This window comes from Paenibacillus sp. NFR01 (genome assembly GCF_900111565.1).
In the GTDB taxonomy this organism is placed as follows: domain Bacteria; phylum Bacillota; class Bacilli; order Paenibacillales; family Paenibacillaceae; genus Paenibacillus_AQ.
Map to the genome: position 1 here is coordinate 2,058,013 of NZ_FOIK01000001.1, position 18,911 is coordinate 2,076,923.

Below are 18,911 nucleotides of genomic sequence, written 5' to 3' on the forward strand. Positions count from 1 at the left end.
GTTTCTCATCCGCCCCTCGTTTAAGCTTGTGTTTTCTCGAACAGTGCTGTCCGCGTGTCCTCGTCGCCGAGCATCTTTTGCCATGGATCGGAGACCTGCGAAAGCGCGAATTCCATCCGGGCGGCGAGTTCTTTGCGGTTATTTTCGTTATTCAGGATAACGGTTTGAATCTTCTCCAGTCCCATGCGTTCCACCCATTCCGAGGTGCGTTCCAGGTAGTTGCCGGTCTCGCGGTAGAACTGCATGACGGCGGAGCAGATTTCAATCAGTTCTTCGTCGGTCTTCACCTTGCAGAACGAGTCGGCAATCCGCGGCTTGATCCCGCCGTTGCCTCCGATAAAGATCTCCCAGCCGCCGTCGTTGCCGACGATGCCGATGTCCTTAGTGCAGGATTCCGCACAGTTGCGCGGGCAGCCGTTAACCGCCATTTTGAACTTGGCCGGGAAGTCGAGCCGTTCGTATTTGCGTTCAAGCAATGCGCCCATGCCCATGGAATCCTGGGTGCCGAAGCGGCAGAACTGCGAGCCGACGCAGGTTTTGACCGTGCGCAGCGATTTGGCGTAGGCATAGCCGGACGGCATGTCGAGTTCTTCCCAAACCTTCGGCACATCTTCTTTTTTGACGCCGATCAGGTCAAGACGTTGTCCGCCGGTAACCTTAACGACTTTGACGTCATATTTGAGCGAAACATCGGCGATCCGTTTAAGATCCTCCGGCGTCGTAACCCCGCCGTACATCCGCGGAACGACGGTAAACGTGCCGTCCTTCTGAATGTTCGCGCTCATCCGTTCGTTGACGAAACGCGATTCTTTCTCGTCTTCATGCGTGTCCGGATTCAGCATGCCAAGGTAGTAGTTGACGGCCGGACGGCATTTGGAGCAGCCTTCAGGCTGTTTCCAGCCAAGCACATTCATGACTTCCTTGGTGGTCGACAAGCCTTTGGCCTGAATTTCGGCAACAATTTCATCACGGCTGAGCGTCGTACAGCCGCAAATGCCTTGCTTGGCCGATTGCTGGAAGCCGTCGCCGAGTACGAATTGCAGGATTTGTTCAACCATCGGCTTACAGCCGCCGCAGGAACGGGTAGCTCCGGTATGGGCTTTGATCTCGTCGACCGTCGTAAAGCCGTTTTCGGTTACGGCATCGACGATAGCCTTTTTGGTGACCCCGTTACAGCCGCAGACGATTTCTTCATCGGCCATCGCTTCGACGGAGAGGCCCTTCTTTTTCTCGCCGCCTCCGCAGCAGCCGGTGCCCATGACTTCAGCGTAGAGGTCATCGGTCATTTCTGCGCCTTGCTTGACCAGCTTTTGCAGCGTTGCCGAATCGCTGACGTCGCCGAACAGCACGGCGCCGACGATTTTGTTGTCTTTCAGGAGAATCTTTTTATAGGTACGTTTCCAGTCGTCTTTAGCCGAGATGACGGTATGCTCGGAGGTTTCTGTGAATTCGCCGGCGGAGAACACGTCTACTCCGGAAATTTTCAGCTTGGTGGAGACCACCGAACCTTCATACGGCTGCGTCGGAGCGCCGCACAGCACTTTAGCGAGAACCATGCCTTGCTCAAACAGCGGAGCTACCAGGCCATAAACCGTGCCGCGGTGCTCGGCGCATTCGCCCACTGCATATACATCCTGTACCGAAGTACGCATAAAGTCGTCTACGACAATCCCGCGGTTCACGGCGATGCCGCTCTCCCGCGCAACGGCGGTGTTCGCTTTGATGCCGACAGCCATTACGACAAAATCGGCTTCAAGTTCGGTCCCGTCGCTGAAACGCAGTCCTGTCACCCGGGCATCGCCGGTCAGTTCCGCCGTTTGCTTGCCCATGGCGAATTTAACGCCTTGACGCTCCAGTTCTGCCTGCAGCATAGAGGAAGCGTTTCGGTCAAGCTGGCGTTCCATCAGGTCTTCCAGCAGGTGGACCACAGTAACGTCCATGCCGAGATTAACCAGGCCTTTGGCTGCTTCCAGTCCAAGCAGACCGCCGCCGATGACCGCTGCTTTGCGGTACACACCGGCTGCCTCCACCATCGCGTCACAATCTGCGATATCGCGGAACCCGACGACGCCTTCCTTGTCGCTGCCCGGTACCGGCAGAATAAAGGAGGTGGAGCCTGTCGCTACGATGACTTTGTCATAAGGAACTTTGGTGCCGTCTTCGGCAATGACTTGCCGGGCCTCCGTATCAATGCGGGCCACTGCGCAGCTCGTGTGCAGCGTAATCTTGTTGTCTTCATACCATTTACGGTCGTTCAAAATAATGTCTTCGATCGTTTTGCTGCCTTCCAGCACATAGGACAACATAATCCGGTTGTAATTCGGATAAGGCTCGCTGCCGAATACGGTAATATCGTAGGCTCCGCCGAGCTTAATAATCTGTTCTATGGTGCCGATCCCTGCCATGCCGTTCCCGATCAATACCAACTTCTCTTTTCCTTTAGGCATCTAATGGCCCTCCTCAACGTGCTGGACTTTGTGATTTTTATCTCATAGTCGAATTATACGTTTTATTGAGAAAGGGCAAGAGTGACTGCAATCACACCCAATGTGAATACTTTCACAAATTTTTATATTCATAATCTTCAATACTAGATCAAAAAAAGCCGGCCTGCCTTGCGGCAGAATCCGGCTTGCGCTGAATCTCTTGTAAAGTTAACGCGGGACCAAAGCGATCTCCAGTTCGTCCTGCGGACGCAGCTTCATGTCAATGCCGCTGTCCAGCAAGCCCTTGCCGTTTAATTTCAGCTTCCAGCGCTCAGTGGTAAGCGGGCTGTAATCGAGCACTTGAGCCACCGTTTTCCCCGACTCGTCAAAAGCAACAATACCGCTGTTCTTCAAGAGTCCCCGTACCGTCAGATCGTCGGTATAAGGGTAGACATAGGAATGCGTCAGCTCCAGCTGCCCGCTTCCCCCATTTACGGTGAGTATAACCGGCCGGGCATCCTTGTGGTATGCATCCGGCAAGGCCACAATCGTTATGCTGTCGTCACGGCTGATGCCTGCGTTCCAGTTGGAGGTCTTTTTGCCATTGAGCTGTATCTCCCATTCAAATCCGCCGGTCAAAGATATCCGGTTAACCTCCTTGATTTCATTGCCCTCAAACGTAACGATGCCGCTGCTCTTCAGCAGCTCCATCAGCGAAATGCCGTGCATGTAGGCTTCGCCGACCTGCCTGGCCGAGCTTCCGGACCGCTCCGCATCTCCGATCATTAACGAAAAAGCCGGCCCCTGGCTCCCGGCAGCGCTTCCGCTGTCGCCGTTCCCAAGGTCCGCCGCGCAGCCGCCGGCCGTCCATATGATGATAACTCCCAGTAGCAAACGCCATAACAGCCTTGTGGACAAACCCGCACCGCCTTTTTTAGGTTCTGCCCCAGGCTTGCGGGCAGGAACTCCAGCATGCATTAATACTGTTTTTAGCATAACGCATTCAGGCGGTGCACATCAAACAAAAAAGTCCCCGAGGGGACTTGGGTGAGGCATTTTATAGCAAAAAAAGCTTATTGGTAACGCAGGAACAGGATATTGTTCTCCAGATGCACATGCTCGAAGGTCATGCCTTCCAGCTCTTCCAGGCGGGCATATGTCAGACGGTAGGTCGTGCAGGCATGCTCCGGCGGGGTGTAATCATTCGTAATCCGGCGAAGCTCGCGCAGAATTTCGCCCGCGCCGTCATGCTCTTCTTCCAGCCCGCGCAGCAAGCCGCGGAGTTCGTTCAAGCCGTCCGCAGTCGGCTGCGCTTCATAGGCCAGCATTTTCGGAAACTCGGTTTCTTCTTCCTGTGCAGTATGTTTCAGCAGATCCTCGCGCAGCAGGTGGAACAGGCGGTACATCTCGGCCAGATGCGGGGAATCCTCGCCGTGCACCCGGAACACTTTCGTAACGTTTTGCGCAATGAGCGGCAGTTCTTCGCGCAGGTAGTGGTGATGTTTGTTTACGATAAAGTCGATCAGCTCCTGGCTGGATGCGCCGACCCAAGCCGTATCGCTTTCCAGCACCGGATGATTTTTCGCCAGCTCATGCAGGTCTTCCAGCACCGCCTCGGTATTCATATCCTTCTCTGCCGTTACTTCCGCAAGCGGTTTGGCTCCGCCGCAGCAGAAATCGATGCGTTTGCTTTTAAAATAGTCCGCCGATTTTGGAAACTTCAGCACGATGTCACGAACCAGCTCTTCGCCGGTAAATTGCAGCTCTGCTGCTGTATTTTGCACATGATTAGTCGTCATGTTTGCCCTCCTCAAAGGTGTGTGGTAGGTATTGCTTACCTATACACCTTAACCCGGGCGGGAGCGCCGCGTAGTGATTACGCGCACTGGAGGTGTGGCGATTGGTGAACAGGGTTTCCTTATTCCACCGTCGCCCGCATATAGGTGCGTTTGCCGGCAGCATCCTTTAAATACGGGCCGAGCCCGGCAAACCGGGAATGGTCCACGTACACGCCGGTCATCCAGCGTCCTTCGGTTAGTCCGCCGTTCCATTTCAGCACCAGGTCAGGCGCGGAAATCCACTGCTGGTAGACGCGGATATTTTTCTCCGTATATTCCTTGATCGGCTGATTGGCCGCCGCTAAACGTTCCTTGTGCAAGTAGGTAGGGACAAAATGGGCCGCGATCGTCTCCATGTCCCGTTCGTCCAAAAACGCCCCGTCTCCGAGATACGGCTCCAAAAGCCGCGTATTCTCGTACATCGACCACACCATCGCCTGCAGCACCATGCTTTGCCGGATGCCGTTATGAAACGTGAAGGTCCGCGCAGCGCCGGGCTTGTTTCCGTCACGGGTCTCCCCCGGCTCCAGACAATGACGCTCACAGCCGATGCATTTCCAGCCGTCCGGACTTTGGATCCATTTCTGAAAAACGCTGCCGCTGTCGTTGTCGCCCTTATACAAGGAGGAGATGATGTCATACGGTACACCGATCCATGCTTCCCACAGAAAATCCGGAAGATGGTTGTGCAGCATATGCAGGGTCTTGTCGTAGATCAGCTGTACGTTGACCGAAGCGTGCTCCAGCAGGGCGACATCCTTTTTTCCATATACGATTTCCCGGGAAAACAGGGTGGTTGTCATGATTTCGCCTCCTAAAAGTTTTGTAAGCATAACCTTCTACGAGTGAGCATCGGCAAAACTGGCTTCGAAAGCATGGGCTTAAGTTTTGTAAGCATAACCTTCTACGAGTGAGCATCGACAAAACTGGCTTCGAAAGCGTGGGCTTAAGTTTTGTAAGCATAACCTTCTACGAGTGAGCATCGACAAAACTGGCTTCGAAAGCCACAACCGATCATGATAGCGCTTCCGGCGGCGGTCTTTTAATTTTTTCTATTATATTACATTCTGTCAACCTCGGTGCGTTTTTTAGCAAAAAAACCTCCTTCCAATGACCGGTAAGGCCTTGAAAGGAGGCTAAATAAAAGCAGACCGGCCGGGAATTACTTAACCCAGCTTTCTGCCCAAGATTGGATTTGCTGCATGACCGGCTCCAGTGCGCGGCCTTTCGGCGTCAATTCATATTCAATGCGCACCGGCGTTTCCGGGAATACATGCCGGACCAGAATGCCTTCGCATTCCAGATCCTTCATCCGTTCGGACAGCATTTTGTCGCTCATGGATGGGATCAATCCGGAAATGTCCTTGAACCGCTTTGGCCCGCTCATCAGGGTCTGAATAATCAGACCGTTCCAGCGTTTTCCCAAAAAAGAAAAAGCCGTTTCAAATCTTGGGCACATCGTCAATTGATGTTGTTCCATTCTTCTCACCTCTCGCCCACTAAGCTTACAATTAGTTAGTATATATAATTTTACCACATTTATTACCTGTTGAACATCGTTTTGTCAAAAAAAAGTCAACTGCCTATAAAATCCGTGTCGATTTCGTTACTCCCGCCCCGCAGATGACGGCCTTGCGGCAATGGCCTCGGTCACTACGAATGCCAGATCATCGTTGCCGAACAGCGACAGCACGCCGAGTACCGTATCGTCCGAAATATCCCCGGCTTCCTCGGCGGATACGGTCAGGGCAAGCGCTCTCGCCAGCGCGAGGTTATGCTCCTGGTTCGGGTAGGCCTGCAGATATAGCTTTTGCGGATCCAGCCCGTTGTTCACGCACCACTGCGCAAACACCAGAATCATCATTTCTTCTTCCTGTTTGTAGCTTTCGATAATTCGTTCCTCGACTTCCTTGCGGTAATCGTCCATGTTGTCTCTTCCTCTCTATACGCCATCCGCCAGCGCCGCGGCCAGCCTGTGGCTTGGCAGTACAGCAGCTGCGGAGACCTGGCAAAGCTCCGGCGTATCCAGCGTATTCAAAAAATGGCCGACCACCCCGCTGAATCCCCGCCGTTCCAATACCGTATCCCAGCTTCCGAAGGACTGCGTGCGCGGGAGTGCGCCTTTTTCATACAAGACTGCCCGCTCCATATCGGCCACTTCGACCGAACGTCCGTTACCGTGCAGCTCCAGTTTCTCGAGATCGGCGCCGGCATCGCGCACCATGCTGTAAACGCCCGAGACTCCGCCGCTCCAGCCGACCATCCCGGCAGCCCGCAGCAGTCTTCCTTCAGTATCCGCATAAAGCGAATGTTTCAGCAAATCATAATCATTGCCGCAAAGCCACAGGAGCAAATCCAGCATGTGGATCAAATCATCGAATACCGTCTCCCGGCTCGTTGCGCTTTGCGTCCGGGTCCGGTGCTTGACCGCCTGGCAGTGGCTAATGCCGCCCGCTTTCTCCAGCCAGGCTTTGGCAGCGACATACATCGGCGCATACCGGCGATTAAAGCCGACAGCCAGCAGCAAACCTTTGTCCGCCGCCAGCGCAGCCATCCGCTCCGCTTCGTCCAAATCGTAGGACAGCGGCTTATCCACATATACAGACACGCCGTTCCCGAGGCATTTCATGACAATATCAAAATGCGTCGGCGTCGGGCTATGGACGAACACCGCATCCGGCCTCCAGGACAACAGCTCGTCCAGCTCCGTGGTACCTTTGGGGAAACGGTACGAGGATACCGCCGTGCGTACGGTCTGCGGGGAATGGCTCAAAATGCCGATGACCTCTGCCTGATCATGCCGGGATAACAGCGGCAAATACACCTTGCGGGCAATATCCCCGATTCCGATCATGGCAACTCGTTTGCGTTCGGGAACTCTCATTGCTGCACCTCCTTCATCCGCACGGTTCCCGCTTGTCGGATGCTATATAAATGTATTATAACGCCGCAAATGGCGGCGACAATGATCTTTGCTTCATTTACGGCATTTTTTTCAGTATGATGGATAAAAGACGCAGAAAGGGCGGAGTGGCATGAAAAAATGGCTGATCCTGTTCATTTATATCGGCGGAGCCTGCACAGTGTTCTTATACAGGACTCCGATTCTCGGCTGGCTTCAGGAAGGCCGCCATCTTCCGCTTACCGCGGGGGCTGCCGCACTCCTGGCACTGTTTCCCGTGCTGCCTTACAAGCTGGTGATCGGCCTGCTGGGATATGCTTACGGAAGCCTGACGGCTGCGCTCATCTGCTGGGCCGCATCGACGCTGGCCTCTGCGCTGATCTACGGGTTGGTTAAATCGGCCTTTCAGCAAAAAGCGAAAGCTTATCTGGCCGCCGTTCCCGCGCTCGGTAAATTTACGGCAATGGTGAAAAAACGCCCCTTTCTGTCTATCGTGCTAGCCCGGCTGACCCCTATCATTCCCCAAACCGCGGTCAACGTTTATGCCGGTGTCGCCGGCTTACGGTTTTGGAGTTACCTGGGCGCCTCGGCGCTGGGAAAAATCCCGGGGATCTCGCTGTATGCTTTCCTCGGCGGGGAAATGTTCCATCATCCGCGCAGCGCGGTGATGGCGGTGGCGGCTTACGGTGCGGTCCTGCTGGCGGCAGGCTTTGCGCTGGTGCCTCGGGCTTTCCGCGCGAAATAAATGGCGGGGTCGGCTGATCTTATTCTCAGTGCCGGATCTTTGTCCCGGCTATTGCTGGCGAATGTTAATAGTTTAAATTATAATTAAATTGCGATAAATTTCATTGCGTGATTATAATGCGCGATTTGGAGGGACTTCAATGAGCGAACAACAAGCTGAATATAAACAAAAAACGGAGAAGGCAATCTTTGCCGGCGGCTGCTTCTGGTGCATGGTATCGCCGTTTGAAGAACTGCCGGGGATTATCGAGGTCGTATCCGGCTATACCGGCGGACATACGGTTAATCCGACTTACGAGGAAGTATGCTCGGAGACAACGGGGCATGTAGAAGCGGTTCAGATTACCTTTGACCCTAATATCTTTCCTTACCGCAAGCTGGTCGAGCTGTTTTGGCAGCAAATCGATCCTACCGATGCCGGCGGACAATTCCATGACCGCGGTTCATCCTACCAGACGGCGATCTTTGTCCAGTCGGATGAGCAGCGGCGGGAAGCGGAAGCTTCCAAAGCGGAGCTGGCGGCAAGCGGCCGCTTTGACAAGCCGATTGTGACGCCGATTCTGCCGGCTGCAACCTTTTACCCTGCCGAGACCTACCATCAGGGGTACCATCATAAAAATCCCGCCCACTACAAACGTTACCGCAAAGGCTCGGGCCGGGAAGCGTTTATCGAAAAACACTGGACGCATAATGAGGACAAAGACAGCCTGAAAGCGCGCCTGACGCCTCTGCAGTACGAGGTGACGCAAAATAATGCCACCGAACCGCCGTTCCGCAACGACTTCTGGGATCATCACGGCGACGGAATCTACGTCGACATCGTCTCCGGCGAACCGCTGTTCAGCTCGCTCGACAAATACGATTCCGGCTGCGGCTGGCCGAGCTTTACCCGGCCGCTCCGCGAGTATGCGGTGAAGGAAAAAACCGACGTCAGCCACTTCATGGTGCGGACGGAAGTTCGCAGCAAGACGGCCGATTCGCACCTTGGTCACGTCTTCCCCGACGGTCCTGGGCCGGAGGGGCTGCGCTACTGCATCAACTCGGCTGCGCTTCGCTTCGTTCCAAAAGAGGAACTGGAGAAGGAAGGCTATGGAGAGTATAAGGTGCTGTTTGACTGAAATGCCCGGAGACACGGACTGCGGTGGAGGCACGCGGGAACAATCGCGATGCTGCCGCATTCCGTTTCGGCTCCGTCACACTTCGCCTAACCTCCCACTAATTCGCATAAAATGAGAGGTTCGCCGCAGCTGACGCGCGATCGCCATTTCACAAAAAAACCGCCCCGGGACAGCCGAATGATCAGCTGCCCGGGGCGGTTTTTAGCGTTCCTCTACTTGCCGGTATCCTCCGGCTCCGGCTCAACATCATCCGTCTTACCGGCTACCTTGTGGGGAGCAGGGCCGCTCGGAGAAAGCGGGGCGGTTAAGCTCCCTTCCTCCGCCGGAGCGAACCGTTCCAGCCGGTTGCCGCGCGGTTTGCTTTTTCTCCGGATGGCAAGGAATATTGCCAGTACGATCCCGGCAAGAATAAGGATCGGCAGTGCGCCGGCCAAAACGATGACCAGCCACTGGAAGGTAACGGAAATTGCGTTCAGACTACCGTTCAGCGCATCGGATACGCGTTCGGACAGCGGCTTTGCTTCTTTTTCATCATCGACTGCCGCTGTTTTGACCTCAGGTTGGTACAGGCGAAGCTCGATCGTGGAGAACGAGACGTTCTGATCGATGTAGCGCATCCGGCCTTTAAGGGTCTCAATTTCCTCCTGGATGGCGCCGAGCTGGTTGGCGAATGCGACGAGGTCGGCGGATTTGGTCGCTTTTTTCATAAATTCGACATATTGGGCTTCCATGAGCTGCTTGGCTTTGAGCCGCGATCCCAGATCGACATATTCCTCGGATACATCCTGTCCCTGGATGCTGCGCTGGATGCTTTTATGCTCCACCTGCTCCAGTTTGTTCAGGAACGAAGAAAAGCCGCCCGCCGGCACTTTCAGCACAAAGGTTCCGCCTTGCTCATACTCCGACGTGTTTTCGTTGAACTCAACGATGTAACCGTTTGCCAATGTAATGAGATTCCGCACCTCGGTTTGCGCAGCGCCGTAGTCCTTGACTTCCATGGCGAGATTCGCCTTGTAGATCAGCTTTTTGTTTAATCCGTCCGCGGTTTCGGCGCTGCCCGTGAATCCGGCGGCAGTTTCGGACGCCTTCTCGGTCTCCAGAACGGACGAGCTTGTCTTGGAAGTATCCGCTGCGGCAGCGGTTTGACCGGAATCTGCCACTGACGCCGAAAATTGCTCATCCGCTCCTGCGAGCGGTGCAGCCGCAGGCGCTTCCGCCGCCTCCGTCATCGCCGCTGCATCAGACGAGCCCGTGTCCGCAGCCGCATCGTTGTCCGAGGCCGCCCCGCAACCTGCCAGCATGAGCATCATTACCATAAATCCAATGAAAATGTAGAGCCCCCGTTTTCTCATACAAACCCTCCATTGCTGAAATGGTAATTGTTATATATCCTTCTCAGACGAACCAAATGCTGGAAGGTTGCAGCAAATGCCGGGAACCGGTTTATTTCTTAGAATTATCGCGCAAAATAAAAGATGCAACACAAAAAACCATCCCTCACGGAATGGTTTTGTTTGCGAAAAAGTGCTTCATTTGCTACAATTTAGGTGTCTATACGGACACAAAACCCTCAATTCGCTGGAAATGAGGGTCATGTCTGCTCGGACAAGCTCCACCTTGTCTGAACAGCCTGCTAACGTTCATCTTAATTACGATGCAATCCACGGAATGGGGAGGTGAACCTCATGGCAAAAGACGTATTGTGTGCTGTAAACTCCTGCACGTATTGGGCAGAAAACAACAAATGCAACGCAGAATCCATTTTTGTTGCTTACCACAGCTCCCAGGAGCCTAAGAAGTCCGAAGAAACGGACTGTAAAACATTCGAAAGCAAATAGCCGGAATAAAGAAGGAGCCCTCCACGGTTCCTTCTTTTCTTTTTCCATTTTAACAGCACTGAGAATTATTATCAAGCATTTTGCAGAATTGTTTTCTCCCTCGCCTGCTTGGCTGCTTCAACCATATTCCGCAGCGCGGCGCCGGTCTCTTCCCAGCCCCGGGTCTTCAGCCCGCAGTCCGGATTGATCCAGAATTGCTCCGCATCCAGCACCCGAAGCGCCTGTTCGATGTTCCTCCCGATCTCTTCCACTCCCGGTACCCGCGGACTGTGGATATCGTAAACGCCCAGACCGATTCCCTTCTCATAGCCCTGTTCTTCAAAAGCCGTCAGCAGCTCGCCATGGCTGCGCGAGGTTTCTATTGAAATGACATCGGCATCCATATCGGCTATGGAAGCGATCATATCGCTGAATTCGCAATAGCACATATGGGTATGAATTTGCGTTTCGCTGTGCACGGGATGCGCCGCAATACGGAACGCCTGAACGGCCCAGTCCAGATAAGCTTTATGGTCCTCCGCTTTAAGCGGCAGGCCTTCACGCACCGCCGGCTCATCTACCTGAATCATCTCGATGCCGGCTTCCTCCAGCGCCCGGACTTCATGCCGCAGCGCCAGTGCGATCTGTCTGGACACCTCGTCACGGCCCAGATCGTCGCGGACAAACGACCAGTTCAGAATGGTCACCGGACCGGTAAGCATACCCTTAACCGGTAGCTCCGTCAGCGACTGAGCATAGACGCTCTCCTTCACCGTCATTGGTTCGACATAGGCCACATCGGCGTAGATGACCGGCGGCTTCACGCAGCGCGAGCCGTACGACTGCACCCAGCCCCCGCGGGTGAACAGGAAGCCGTCCAGCTTCTCCCCGAAAAATTCCACCATGTCCGTGCGTTCGAATTCGCCGTGCACCAGCACGTCGAGCCCAATCTCCTCCTGGAAGCGGATAGCGGCTTCGATCTGCTCGCGGATGAAGCGGTCGTACCGCGTCTGGCTCCACACGCCGGTGCGCCATTTCAGCCGCGCCTGGCGCACTTCCGGCGTCTGCGGGAAGCTGCCGATCGTCGTCGTCGGCAGGAGCGGCAGACGCCATTTGCGCCGCTGCAGCGCCGCGCGCTCGGCGAAAGGCGCACTGCGACGGCCCTCAAGCTGCCGCAGCCCCGCAAGCTGCGCCGCCACATCCTCGCGGCGGCGCTCCGGCAGCGCGCGGAAGGCGGCCAGCGCCGCGCGGCTCTCTTCGAGCGCGGCGGCATGCCGGTCCGCGCCGTCTTCCAGGGCGGCGGCGAGCAAGCGCAGCTCGCCCAGCTTCTCTTCCGCGAAGGCGAGCGCGCCCTTCACGGCCGGCTTCAGGCCGGTTTCGCCGGCGGCGGATACCGGCACATGCAGCAGGCTGCAGGATGGCTGCAGCAGCAGCCGCTCCTGCGGCACCTGGCGGAGCAGGCGCGCGGCCAGCGCCAGCTTCGCGTCGAGATCGGCGCGCCAGATGTTGCGCCCGTCGATCAGGCCGGCGCCGAGCCATTTGTCCTGCGGCCAGCCCAGCTTCTCGATCGCGGCCAGGTTCGCTCCGCCGTCATGGACCAGATCCAGGCCTAGGCCTGCGACCGGCAGACGCAGCAGAACCTCCAGCGGCTCCGCGGCCTCGAAATACGTCTGCAGCAGCAGCTTCAATTCCGGAACGGCTGCGGCGATCTCCGTGTACAGCTCCTCCAGAAGCCGGAGTTCGGCCTCCGGCAGACCGGTCACGACAGCCGGCTCGTCGATCTGTACCCAGAGGACGCCTTCAGCCTGCAGCTGCTGCAGTACGGTGATATAGACCGGCAGCAGGCGCCGTGCCTGGCCCGCCAATTCCGCCGCCGGAAAACCTTTGGACAGCTTCAGAAAGGTATACGGGCCGATAAGGACCGGCTTGCCTTCGATACCCGCCCGCTCCTTGGCGAAACGGTAGGCTTCCAGCGGCTTGTTCTCCGTCAGGCGGGGCGTCCAGCCGCTGCCCAGCTCCGGCACGATATAGTGGTAGTTGGTATTGAACCATTTCGTCATTTCGCAGGCCGGGGCGGTTTGGCTGCCGCGCGCCATCGAGAAGTAGAGATCGAGCGAAACCGCCCCGCCGTCATAGGCGTACCGCTGCGGAATCGCGCCGAACATCACCGCGGCGTCCAGCACATGGTCATAAAAAGTGAAGTCACCGACCGGGATCAGCGAGATGCCGGCCGCCTGCTGGTCCAGCAGATGGCCGAGCCGGATCTCATCCATGTCCGCACGGAACGTCTGCTCGTCGATTTTTCCGGCCCAGAACGCTTCCAGCCGTTTTTTCCATTCCCGGTTCCTGCCGATTCTCGGGTATCCGAGATTGCTCGTTTTCACTGTGCTCATTGTCCTTCGCCCCTCATCCTGTAATCTGAGGTCATCATACGACAAGACCCCAGGGTGTCCGCAAGGGAAAACCGGGGGTCCAGGTTATACATATTGTCTATAGCAAATAAGGGCAAATGGGCTTCTGCAGGTTATTCGGCCAGCCTCAGAACCAGACCAGATACACGACGGCCGCCAGCAAGATCCGGTATATGGCAAAAGGCATGAGCTTGATGCGGTTGATCAGCTTCAGGAAGAAACGGATGGATAAAAGCGCGAAGACAAAGGCGCTGAGAAAGCCGACGATAAAAAACGGCAGCGCGTCGAGCGTAAAATACTGCCAGTTCTTCAGCAGTGAAATCAGGCTGGCCCCGGCCATGATCGGCACGGCCATGATGAAGGTGAAATCCGCCGCGGCGCGGTGGCTCATCCCGAGCAGCACCCCGCCGGATATGGTCGAACCGGAGCGCGAAAATCCCGGCCACAGCGAGAGGCATTGCACGAGTCCGACCGATAGCGCCTGTCTATATGTAATCTGGTCTACGGTCTCCGCCGTCGTTTTTTTCGGAGCGAAACGGTCGGCCAGAATCATCAGGATCGCTCCCAGCACCAGCCCGATCAGCACCGTCCGGGTCGAGAATAAATGCTCATCGATATAATCGTCGAAAATAAAGCCGAGCACGCCAGCCGGAATCAGGCCGACCAGCACCTGGGCCAGCTTCAGCCGGCTGCCGGACGGGGCAACGGCGTCCTCGCCTTCCGGAACCGGTGTCCGCTCCTTGCGGCTCAGCCGCTTCAGGCCCAGCAAATCGATGAAACGGTTGCGGAACACCACCACCACCGCGAGAATCGAGCCGAGCTGAATGACAATTTTGAACGTGTTGGCAGTATATTTCCCCAGAAAGTCCATCGACTTCAGCCACATGTCGTCGACAATAATCATATGACCCGTCGAGGATACGGGAGCAAATTCGGTCAGTCCTTCCACGATCCCCAGAATCAGGGCTTTGATCAGGTTCAGCAAGTCCATGGTCTTTCCTCCTTGTTCAGATCAGGTTTTTCTTTAGATTGCGCAAGTACCGGTTTCGGATCAGCCAAAAATACAAGCCTTGAGCGGCGAGATATCCGCCGAGCACCGTACCCGTCTGCGCCGCGATGGACAAATAAAACAGCTTTTGCAGCGCGATAAAAGCAAACAGGCTGTGAACGATTGCGAGCAGCACCGGCACAAAAAACAGCAGGGCCAGCTGCAGCGTAACCGAGCGGTCCAGCTCCTGGTCGGTCAACCCCATCCTCGACAACGCCGCGTATTCCTGCCGGTCATGCTCCAAATCCATGTACAGCCGGAAATACAGGAAGCTCCCCGCCGCAATGAAAAAGACAGTGCCGGCAAGCAGCGATGCCAGCAGCATCGCGCTGTACTGCGTCCGCTGGATCTCAAACAGCGTTCCGCTGACCACCAGCGCATATGGCGCGGTTTCCTCATAAGCCGACTTGCCGCTTCGCGCCAGGCCTGCGGCGATACCGACCGTGCCATGCAGATCCGGTGTGTAGAAGCCGGTATACCGGTCGGTCTGCTGCGGCCGGACCGCCGCATACAGCTCATCGCTGACGACGAGCCCGCTGAAATCGCCGCCGATCCGGCCGTCCAGCTCGGGCAGCAAATACTCGGCAATCGGCACCTGCGGCGTATAATCGCTCTCGCGGACCGAAATGCCCTGCTCCAGCGTGTAGACCGCCCGGTGCCGGACCGGAACCAGGCTTTTGTCGCGCTGGGAGCCGATCATCACCCACCCGTCGGTACCGGAGGGCCCGGCGGCGGGCGAGGCAAACCCCGCCGCCTCCACCGCCTGCTTATAGGCGCTGAACGCAATGAGCGGCAGGCGCTCCGTTCGGTCCGGCCCGGTTTGGGAAGCGACTGCGGCGTATTTGATATCAACGCTAAGCGTCTCGAATGCCAGCTTCCGCGCTTCCAGCTCGCTGCGGATTTGGGCCAGATGCTCCGTTTCCTCCTTGTCCTGTTCACCTTTTGCCACATAGCCGACCGCCGCCGGATAATCCAGCTCCAGCTCGCCGGACAAGGTGTGGATCGAGGCAAAAACGCCGACCGAGGTAAAGGACACCGCCGACACGATGGTCACCAGGAAGAACATCCGGCCGTTATCTTTCCAGCGGTGTGCCAGGCCGGAGAAGGTCACCATGTTCATCCGGCGGTAATAGAAGCGGCGGATGCGCCGCAGCAGTTGAACGGCATACAAGCTGAGCTGCGTATAAAAGAGATAGGTTCCGGCGACGGTAATGGCCACCACCGGAAACATCATAAACTCCACCAGCGCCGCACCGGTACGGGCCGCCAGGACATAACCCAGCGCCAGCAGCAGCACGGCCGCCGCCGCACCAAGACCCGAAGCCCGCGGCGCCGGGGCCCCATTGTCCCGGCTCTCGTGCATCCGCTTCGGCAGCGGGCCGCTGCGCAGCAGCGCAAAGGAGGCCAGCGAGATCAGCACGAACAGCAGCGCAAAGCTGCTTACGGTGAGTACCGGCGCCTGCCAAGTCAGGTAGAACGGCATCGGCGCGATGCCGAGAGAAGCGGAGCCGATCATGAGGAAGAGCTTGCCGAGCAGCAGGCCAAGCAGCGTTCCCGTAAGGATTGCCGCGCTGCCGATCAGCATATTTTCCAAAAAGATCATGGCGTGCAGCTGCCTTTTCGTCATTCCGTGCATCAGCAGCAAGCCGAACTCCAGCCGCCGCGACTGCAGGAACGATCCGACCGATACGAGCACGAACAGGAAGCAGAAGAGATAAATAACGCCTTCGGCCACCAGCATCGTATTTGCCGCCGTGCGCAGGATAAAGTCCCCTTTAATCGCCGGATGAAAGGCAAACAGGGCACAGAGAAAAAACACCATGACCGAAAACGCGCTGCTGACGAAATACGCGGCATATTTGCGGATGTTCCGGAGGACGTTTCTAGCGGCGAATTGCCGAAAGGTCATAACCCGCGCCTCCCAGGAGCGACAGCATGTCGATAATGTTCTGGAAAAAAGCGTTCCGGCTGCCGCCCCGGTAAATCTCGTTGTAGAACCGGCCGTCCTTGATGAAGATGACACGGTGGCAAAAGCTGGCGGCGACCGCATCATGCGTCGCCATCAGCACCGTCCGTCCTTCCGCTTCGCTGATCTCCGCAAGGAGCCCCATCACCTCAGCCGCGGCCTGCGAATCGAGGCTGCCGGTCGGCTCGTCAGCCAGGATCAGCGCCGGGCGGTGAATAACTGCCCGGGCAATTGCCGCCCGCTGCATTTGCCCGCCGGAGATTTCCCGCGTTCGTTTGGCCAGCAGGCCGGATATCCCCAGCCTCTCCGCCGCGCTGCCAAGCCGCTCCGCCATCTCCGATAGCGGCGTATCGGCAAGCGTTAACGGCAGGAGAATATTCTCTTCAATCGTCAGCGTATCCAGCAGGTTAAACTGCTGATGGACAAACCCGAGCCGGCTGCGCCGGAACAGCGCCTTTTCCCGGCGCGGAAGCAGGTGCGGGTTGCGGCCTTCAATCAGCACCTCGCCGGAGGTGGGCTCATCGACGGTGGCGATCAGGTTGAGCAGCGTCGTTTTGCCGCTGCCCGAAGGACCCATGATGCCGACGAATTCGCCCGGCTCCACCGTGAAGTCGATATGATGAAGCGCGCGTGTTGCAACCTTGCCCGCATAAATTTTGGATAATTGCCTAACGTCCAGCAGGGACAACGGCGCTCCCCCTTCCGCTTGGATTATTTTTAGTATATCGATGCGTCACGCCTGCCCGCCATTTCAGAAACTTACAGTCAGCTTACAGTATTGTAAGCCATAGATAACGCCACAAAGCGGGGCTTTGGGCTTTAAGCATCATCATGTATTTTATGTTAACCCCGACTAGAACAGCAGGCGGACGGTTGTGCCCACTCCCATCTCCGATTCGATCTCCGCGTGATGCCCAAGCTTGTCGCATATTTGTTTGACCAAGTAAAGGCCCATACCCGTCGATTCCTGAAAGCTTCTTCCGTTCACTCCGGTAAAATAAGCATCGAAGACACGCGGCAGATCCCCCGGCGGGATGCCGACGCCTGCATCTCGGACTTCAAGCACAGCTATCCCGTCTTCCCGCTTGTAGCCGCGGAATGTAACAACCTTGCCCTCGTCGACCGTGTAGCGCAGTGCGTTCGTAATCAGCTGCGTCAGAATAAACGACAGCCATTTTTCATCGGAGGCGACGTCCAGCCCCTCCTCGATATCCACAGCCGGAAACACGCGTTTGCGGATAAACAGGCGCTTCTGCTCCGACGTAACCGCGCGCACCACCGCTCCAAGCTCCAGTCGTTCCACGTAGAAATCATGCTCGAACGTATCGAGCCGCGCCGTATAAAGCACGGTCTCCAGCCCTTTCTTGAGCCGGTCAAGCTCATCCGATATCGCTGCAAAAGGCGGTCCGTCCTTGTCCTGGATCAGCAGATGGATGACCGAGAGCGGCGTCTTCATGCCGTGCACCCATTGGTTGATGAAATGGATATGCTCCTCCAGCTTGTGCCGGTAGCTGTGCAAGTCGTTCTGGTACAGATGAAAATAACGTGCCAGCAGCGTGCGCAGGCTTTCCGCAAGCGGCGCATGCTGCGCCGGCCCTCCGGAGTCCTCCAGCGATGCCGGGGTTTCGCTCAGCCGCTCGTAGAAGGCACGGTGCGTCATGTAGCGGTACGCCAAATAGGCCAAGAGCAGGCAGAGGCTGAGCAGCCCAGCGTATAAGCTGACGCTCCGGCCGCTGCCTCCGTCCAACCGGTACACCAGTGTAATGAGCAGCAATTGCGCCGCGTACACCGTAATCAAAGGGACATGCTCACGGATAAACAGCTTCATGCCTCGCTCCCCCAGTTCTGCACCAGCCGGTAGCCTTGGCCGCGCACCGTTTGCAGACCTTCGTCGACACCGAGAGCGGCAAGCTTTTTGCGTACGCGGGTAACGTATACGTTCAGCGTGTTATCGTCGACAAACACCTGGTCGTCCCAAATCTTCTCCAGCAGCCTGTCGCGCGAGACAGTCATGCCGGCTTTTTTCATCAGCTCGTCGAGGATTTTTGCTTCGGTGTGGCTGAGTTCGGCCCGGTCTTCGCCTTTTGAGAGCGTCAGCCGCTCCACATCCAGCGTTAATCCGGCCACGCTCAGCACCCGCTCATTGCCGCCCGAGGCATAGGAGCCGTACGCGCGCCGCAGCTGACTGCGAATCTTGGCGGTGGCCAGCTCGTAATCAAACGGTTTGGTAATATAATCATCCGCGCCGTTCTCCAGCGCCAGCACCTGGTCCATTTTACCGTCGCGGGCGGAGATAAAGACAATCGGACAAGTCGATACGGCGCGGATCTGCCGGCACCAATAGTACCCGTCAAATTTCGGCAGATTGACGTCCAGGAGCACAAGATGCGGCGAAAAAGCTTCAAATTCCGCGCGTACCGCCGAGAAATCCTGAGCCGCGCGGGTCTCGTAACCGTAATTATGGAGATGCTCCTCCAGCAGCGAGACCAGCCCGCCGTCGTCTTCAATGATCATGATTTTAAACATAATGGCCTCCGGTTGCCGCCTGAAGCAGGGCAGCGGTTTTGCCCAATAATATATACAGTCCATGAGGGAGAGTCAAATTTGCGGTATAATCGCTGTAAAAAGCAAGCGTTATCGA

The 18,911-nt window shown here is 56.5% G+C and carries 17 protein-coding genes; 3 read left to right on the plus strand and 14 right to left on the minus strand.

The features are described 5' to 3' along the window. Positions 1-20: 20 nt before the first annotated feature. From nirB to BMW84_RS09585, 7 genes are all read right to left on the minus strand, one after another. A complete protein-coding gene (gene nirB / locus BMW84_RS09555; RefSeq protein ID WP_091067080.1) occupies positions 21-2,447 on the minus strand; it encodes a nitrite reductase large subunit NirB in 2,427 nt (808 codons plus the stop codon). Positions 2,448-2,654: 207 nt separating this feature from the next. Then, entirely contained in the window at positions 2,655-3,320 is a 666-nt protein-coding gene (locus tag BMW84_RS09560) for a hypothetical protein (RefSeq protein WP_139209603.1), read from the minus strand. Positions 3,321-3,499: 179 nt separating this feature from the next. Beyond that, positions 3,500-4,225 (minus strand): iron-sulfur cluster repair di-iron protein, encoded by a 726-nt coding sequence (gene ric / locus BMW84_RS09565; protein WP_091067085.1) that lies wholly within the window; start codon positions 4,223-4,225, stop codon positions 3,500-3,502. A gap of 119 nt (positions 4,226-4,344) precedes the next feature. Then, entirely contained in the window at positions 4,345-5,067 is a 723-nt protein-coding gene (locus tag BMW84_RS09570) for a hypothetical protein (RefSeq protein WP_091067087.1), read from the minus strand. Positions 5,068-5,426: 359 nt separating this feature from the next. Then, a complete protein-coding gene (locus BMW84_RS09575) occupies positions 5,427-5,744 on the minus strand; it encodes a winged helix-turn-helix transcriptional regulator (RefSeq protein WP_091067090.1) in 318 nt (105 codons plus the stop codon). 126 nt (positions 5,745-5,870) lie between these two features. Further along, a complete protein-coding gene (locus tag BMW84_RS09580) occupies positions 5,871-6,191 on the minus strand; it encodes a hypothetical protein (protein WP_091067091.1) in 321 nt (106 codons plus the stop codon). 15 nt (positions 6,192-6,206) lie between these two features. After that, positions 6,207-7,148, minus strand: coding sequence for a Gfo/Idh/MocA family protein (locus tag BMW84_RS09585; RefSeq protein WP_091067094.1), 942 nt, complete (start codon positions 7,146-7,148; stop codon positions 6,207-6,209). A 151-nt stretch (positions 7,149-7,299) separates the two neighbouring features. On the opposite strand from BMW84_RS09585, the gene BMW84_RS09590 reads away from it, so the two are divergent. Both BMW84_RS09590 and msrB read left to right on the plus strand, forming a co-directional pair. Beyond that, complete coding sequence (locus tag BMW84_RS09590) at positions 7,300-7,911, plus strand: TVP38/TMEM64 family protein (RefSeq protein ID WP_091067097.1); 612 nt, start codon at positions 7,300-7,302, stop codon at positions 7,909-7,911. Positions 7,912-8,050: 139 nt separating this feature from the next. Continuing rightward, a complete protein-coding gene (msrB, locus tag BMW84_RS09595; RefSeq protein ID WP_091067099.1) occupies positions 8,051-9,028 on the plus strand; it encodes a peptide-methionine (R)-S-oxide reductase MsrB in 978 nt (325 codons plus the stop codon). A gap of 212 nt (positions 9,029-9,240) precedes the next feature. Here the strand turns inward: msrB and BMW84_RS09600 are convergent, their stop codons facing one another. Then, complete coding sequence (locus BMW84_RS09600; RefSeq protein WP_091067101.1) at positions 9,241-10,380, minus strand: DUF4349 domain-containing protein; 1,140 nt, start codon at positions 10,378-10,380, stop codon at positions 9,241-9,243. 333 nt (positions 10,381-10,713) lie between these two features. On the opposite strand from BMW84_RS09600, the gene BMW84_RS09605 reads away from it, so the two are divergent. Continuing rightward, complete coding sequence (locus BMW84_RS09605) at positions 10,714-10,866, plus strand: DUF1540 domain-containing protein (protein ID WP_091067104.1); 153 nt, start codon at positions 10,714-10,716, stop codon at positions 10,864-10,866. Positions 10,867-10,937: 71 nt separating this feature from the next. On the opposite strand, the gene metE is transcribed toward BMW84_RS09605, so the two are convergent. The 6 genes from metE to BMW84_RS09635 all read right to left on the minus strand — a co-directional run bounded on the left by metE (position 10,938) and on the right by BMW84_RS09635 (position 18,796). Beyond that, a complete protein-coding gene (gene metE / locus BMW84_RS09610) occupies positions 10,938-13,238 on the minus strand; it encodes a 5-methyltetrahydropteroyltriglutamate--homocysteine S-methyltransferase (RefSeq protein WP_091067106.1) in 2,301 nt (766 codons plus the stop codon). A gap of 145 nt (positions 13,239-13,383) precedes the next feature. Further along, positions 13,384-14,247 carry an undecaprenyl-diphosphate phosphatase gene (locus BMW84_RS09615; RefSeq protein WP_091067109.1) on the minus strand — a complete coding sequence of 288 codons (864 nt, stop codon included), beginning with the start codon at positions 14,245-14,247 and terminating at the stop codon, positions 13,384-13,386. A 16-nt stretch (positions 14,248-14,263) separates the two neighbouring features. Then, complete coding sequence (locus BMW84_RS09620) at positions 14,264-16,213, minus strand: ABC transporter permease (protein ID WP_091067111.1); 1,950 nt, start codon at positions 16,211-16,213, stop codon at positions 14,264-14,266. Then, positions 16,188-16,958, minus strand: coding sequence for an ABC transporter ATP-binding protein (locus BMW84_RS09625; protein WP_091067114.1), 771 nt, complete (start codon positions 16,956-16,958; stop codon positions 16,188-16,190). Before BMW84_RS09625 ends, BMW84_RS09620 begins: the two co-directional genes overlap by 26 nt. Before the next feature lie 165 nt (positions 16,959-17,123). Further along, on the minus strand, positions 17,124-18,098 hold the full coding sequence (locus BMW84_RS09630; RefSeq protein ID WP_091067116.1) for a sensor histidine kinase: 975 nt from the start codon (positions 18,096-18,098) through the stop codon (positions 17,124-17,126). Beyond that, positions 18,095-18,796, minus strand: a complete 702-nt coding sequence (locus BMW84_RS09635) for a response regulator transcription factor (RefSeq protein ID WP_091067118.1) — start codon at positions 18,794-18,796, stop codon at positions 18,095-18,097. The genes BMW84_RS09630 and BMW84_RS09635 overlap by 4 nt, the downstream gene beginning before the upstream one ends. Between the last annotated feature and the right edge of the window lie 115 nt (positions 18,797-18,911).

Excerpts from the sequence above, each read along its gene's own strand:
- nirB (WP_091067080.1), bottom strand. The coding sequence starts at position 2,447 with ATGCCTAAAGGAAAAGAGAAGTTGGTATTGATCGGGAACGGCATGGCA.
- ric (WP_091067085.1), bottom strand. The coding sequence starts at position 4,225 with ATGACGACTAATCATGTGCAAAATACAGCAGCAGAGCTGCAATTTACC.
- BMW84_RS09570 (WP_091067087.1), bottom strand. The coding sequence starts at position 5,067 with ATGACAACCACCCTGTTTTCCCGGGAAATCGTATATGGAAAAAAGGAT.
- BMW84_RS09575 (WP_091067090.1), bottom strand. The coding sequence starts at position 5,744 with ATGGAACAACATCAATTGACGATGTGCCCAAGATTTGAAACGGCTTTT.
- BMW84_RS09580 (WP_091067091.1), bottom strand. The coding sequence starts at position 6,191 with ATGGACGATTACCGCAAGGAAGTCGAGGAACGAATTATCGAAAGCTAC.
- BMW84_RS09585 (WP_091067094.1), bottom strand. The coding sequence starts at position 7,148 with ATGAGAGTTCCCGAACGCAAACGAGTTGCCATGATCGGAATCGGGGAT.
- BMW84_RS09590 (WP_091067097.1), top strand. The coding sequence starts at position 7,300 with ATGAAAAAATGGCTGATCCTGTTCATTTATATCGGCGGAGCCTGCACA.
- msrB (WP_091067099.1), top strand. The coding sequence starts at position 8,051 with ATGAGCGAACAACAAGCTGAATATAAACAAAAAACGGAGAAGGCAATC.
- BMW84_RS09600 (WP_091067101.1), bottom strand. The coding sequence starts at position 10,380 with ATGAGAAAACGGGGGCTCTACATTTTCATTGGATTTATGGTAATGATG.
- BMW84_RS09605 (WP_091067104.1), top strand. The coding sequence starts at position 10,714 with ATGGCAAAAGACGTATTGTGTGCTGTAAACTCCTGCACGTATTGGGCA.
- metE (WP_091067106.1), bottom strand. The coding sequence starts at position 13,238 with ATGAGCACAGTGAAAACGAGCAATCTCGGATACCCGAGAATCGGCAGG.
- BMW84_RS09615 (WP_091067109.1), bottom strand. The coding sequence starts at position 14,247 with ATGGACTTGCTGAACCTGATCAAAGCCCTGATTCTGGGGATCGTGGAA.
- BMW84_RS09620 (WP_091067111.1), bottom strand. The coding sequence starts at position 16,213 with ATGACCTTTCGGCAATTCGCCGCTAGAAACGTCCTCCGGAACATCCGC.
- BMW84_RS09630 (WP_091067116.1), bottom strand. The coding sequence starts at position 18,098 with ATGAAGCTGTTTATCCGTGAGCATGTCCCTTTGATTACGGTGTACGCG.
- BMW84_RS09635 (WP_091067118.1), bottom strand. The coding sequence starts at position 18,796 with ATGTTTAAAATCATGATCATTGAAGACGACGGCGGGCTGGTCTCGCTG.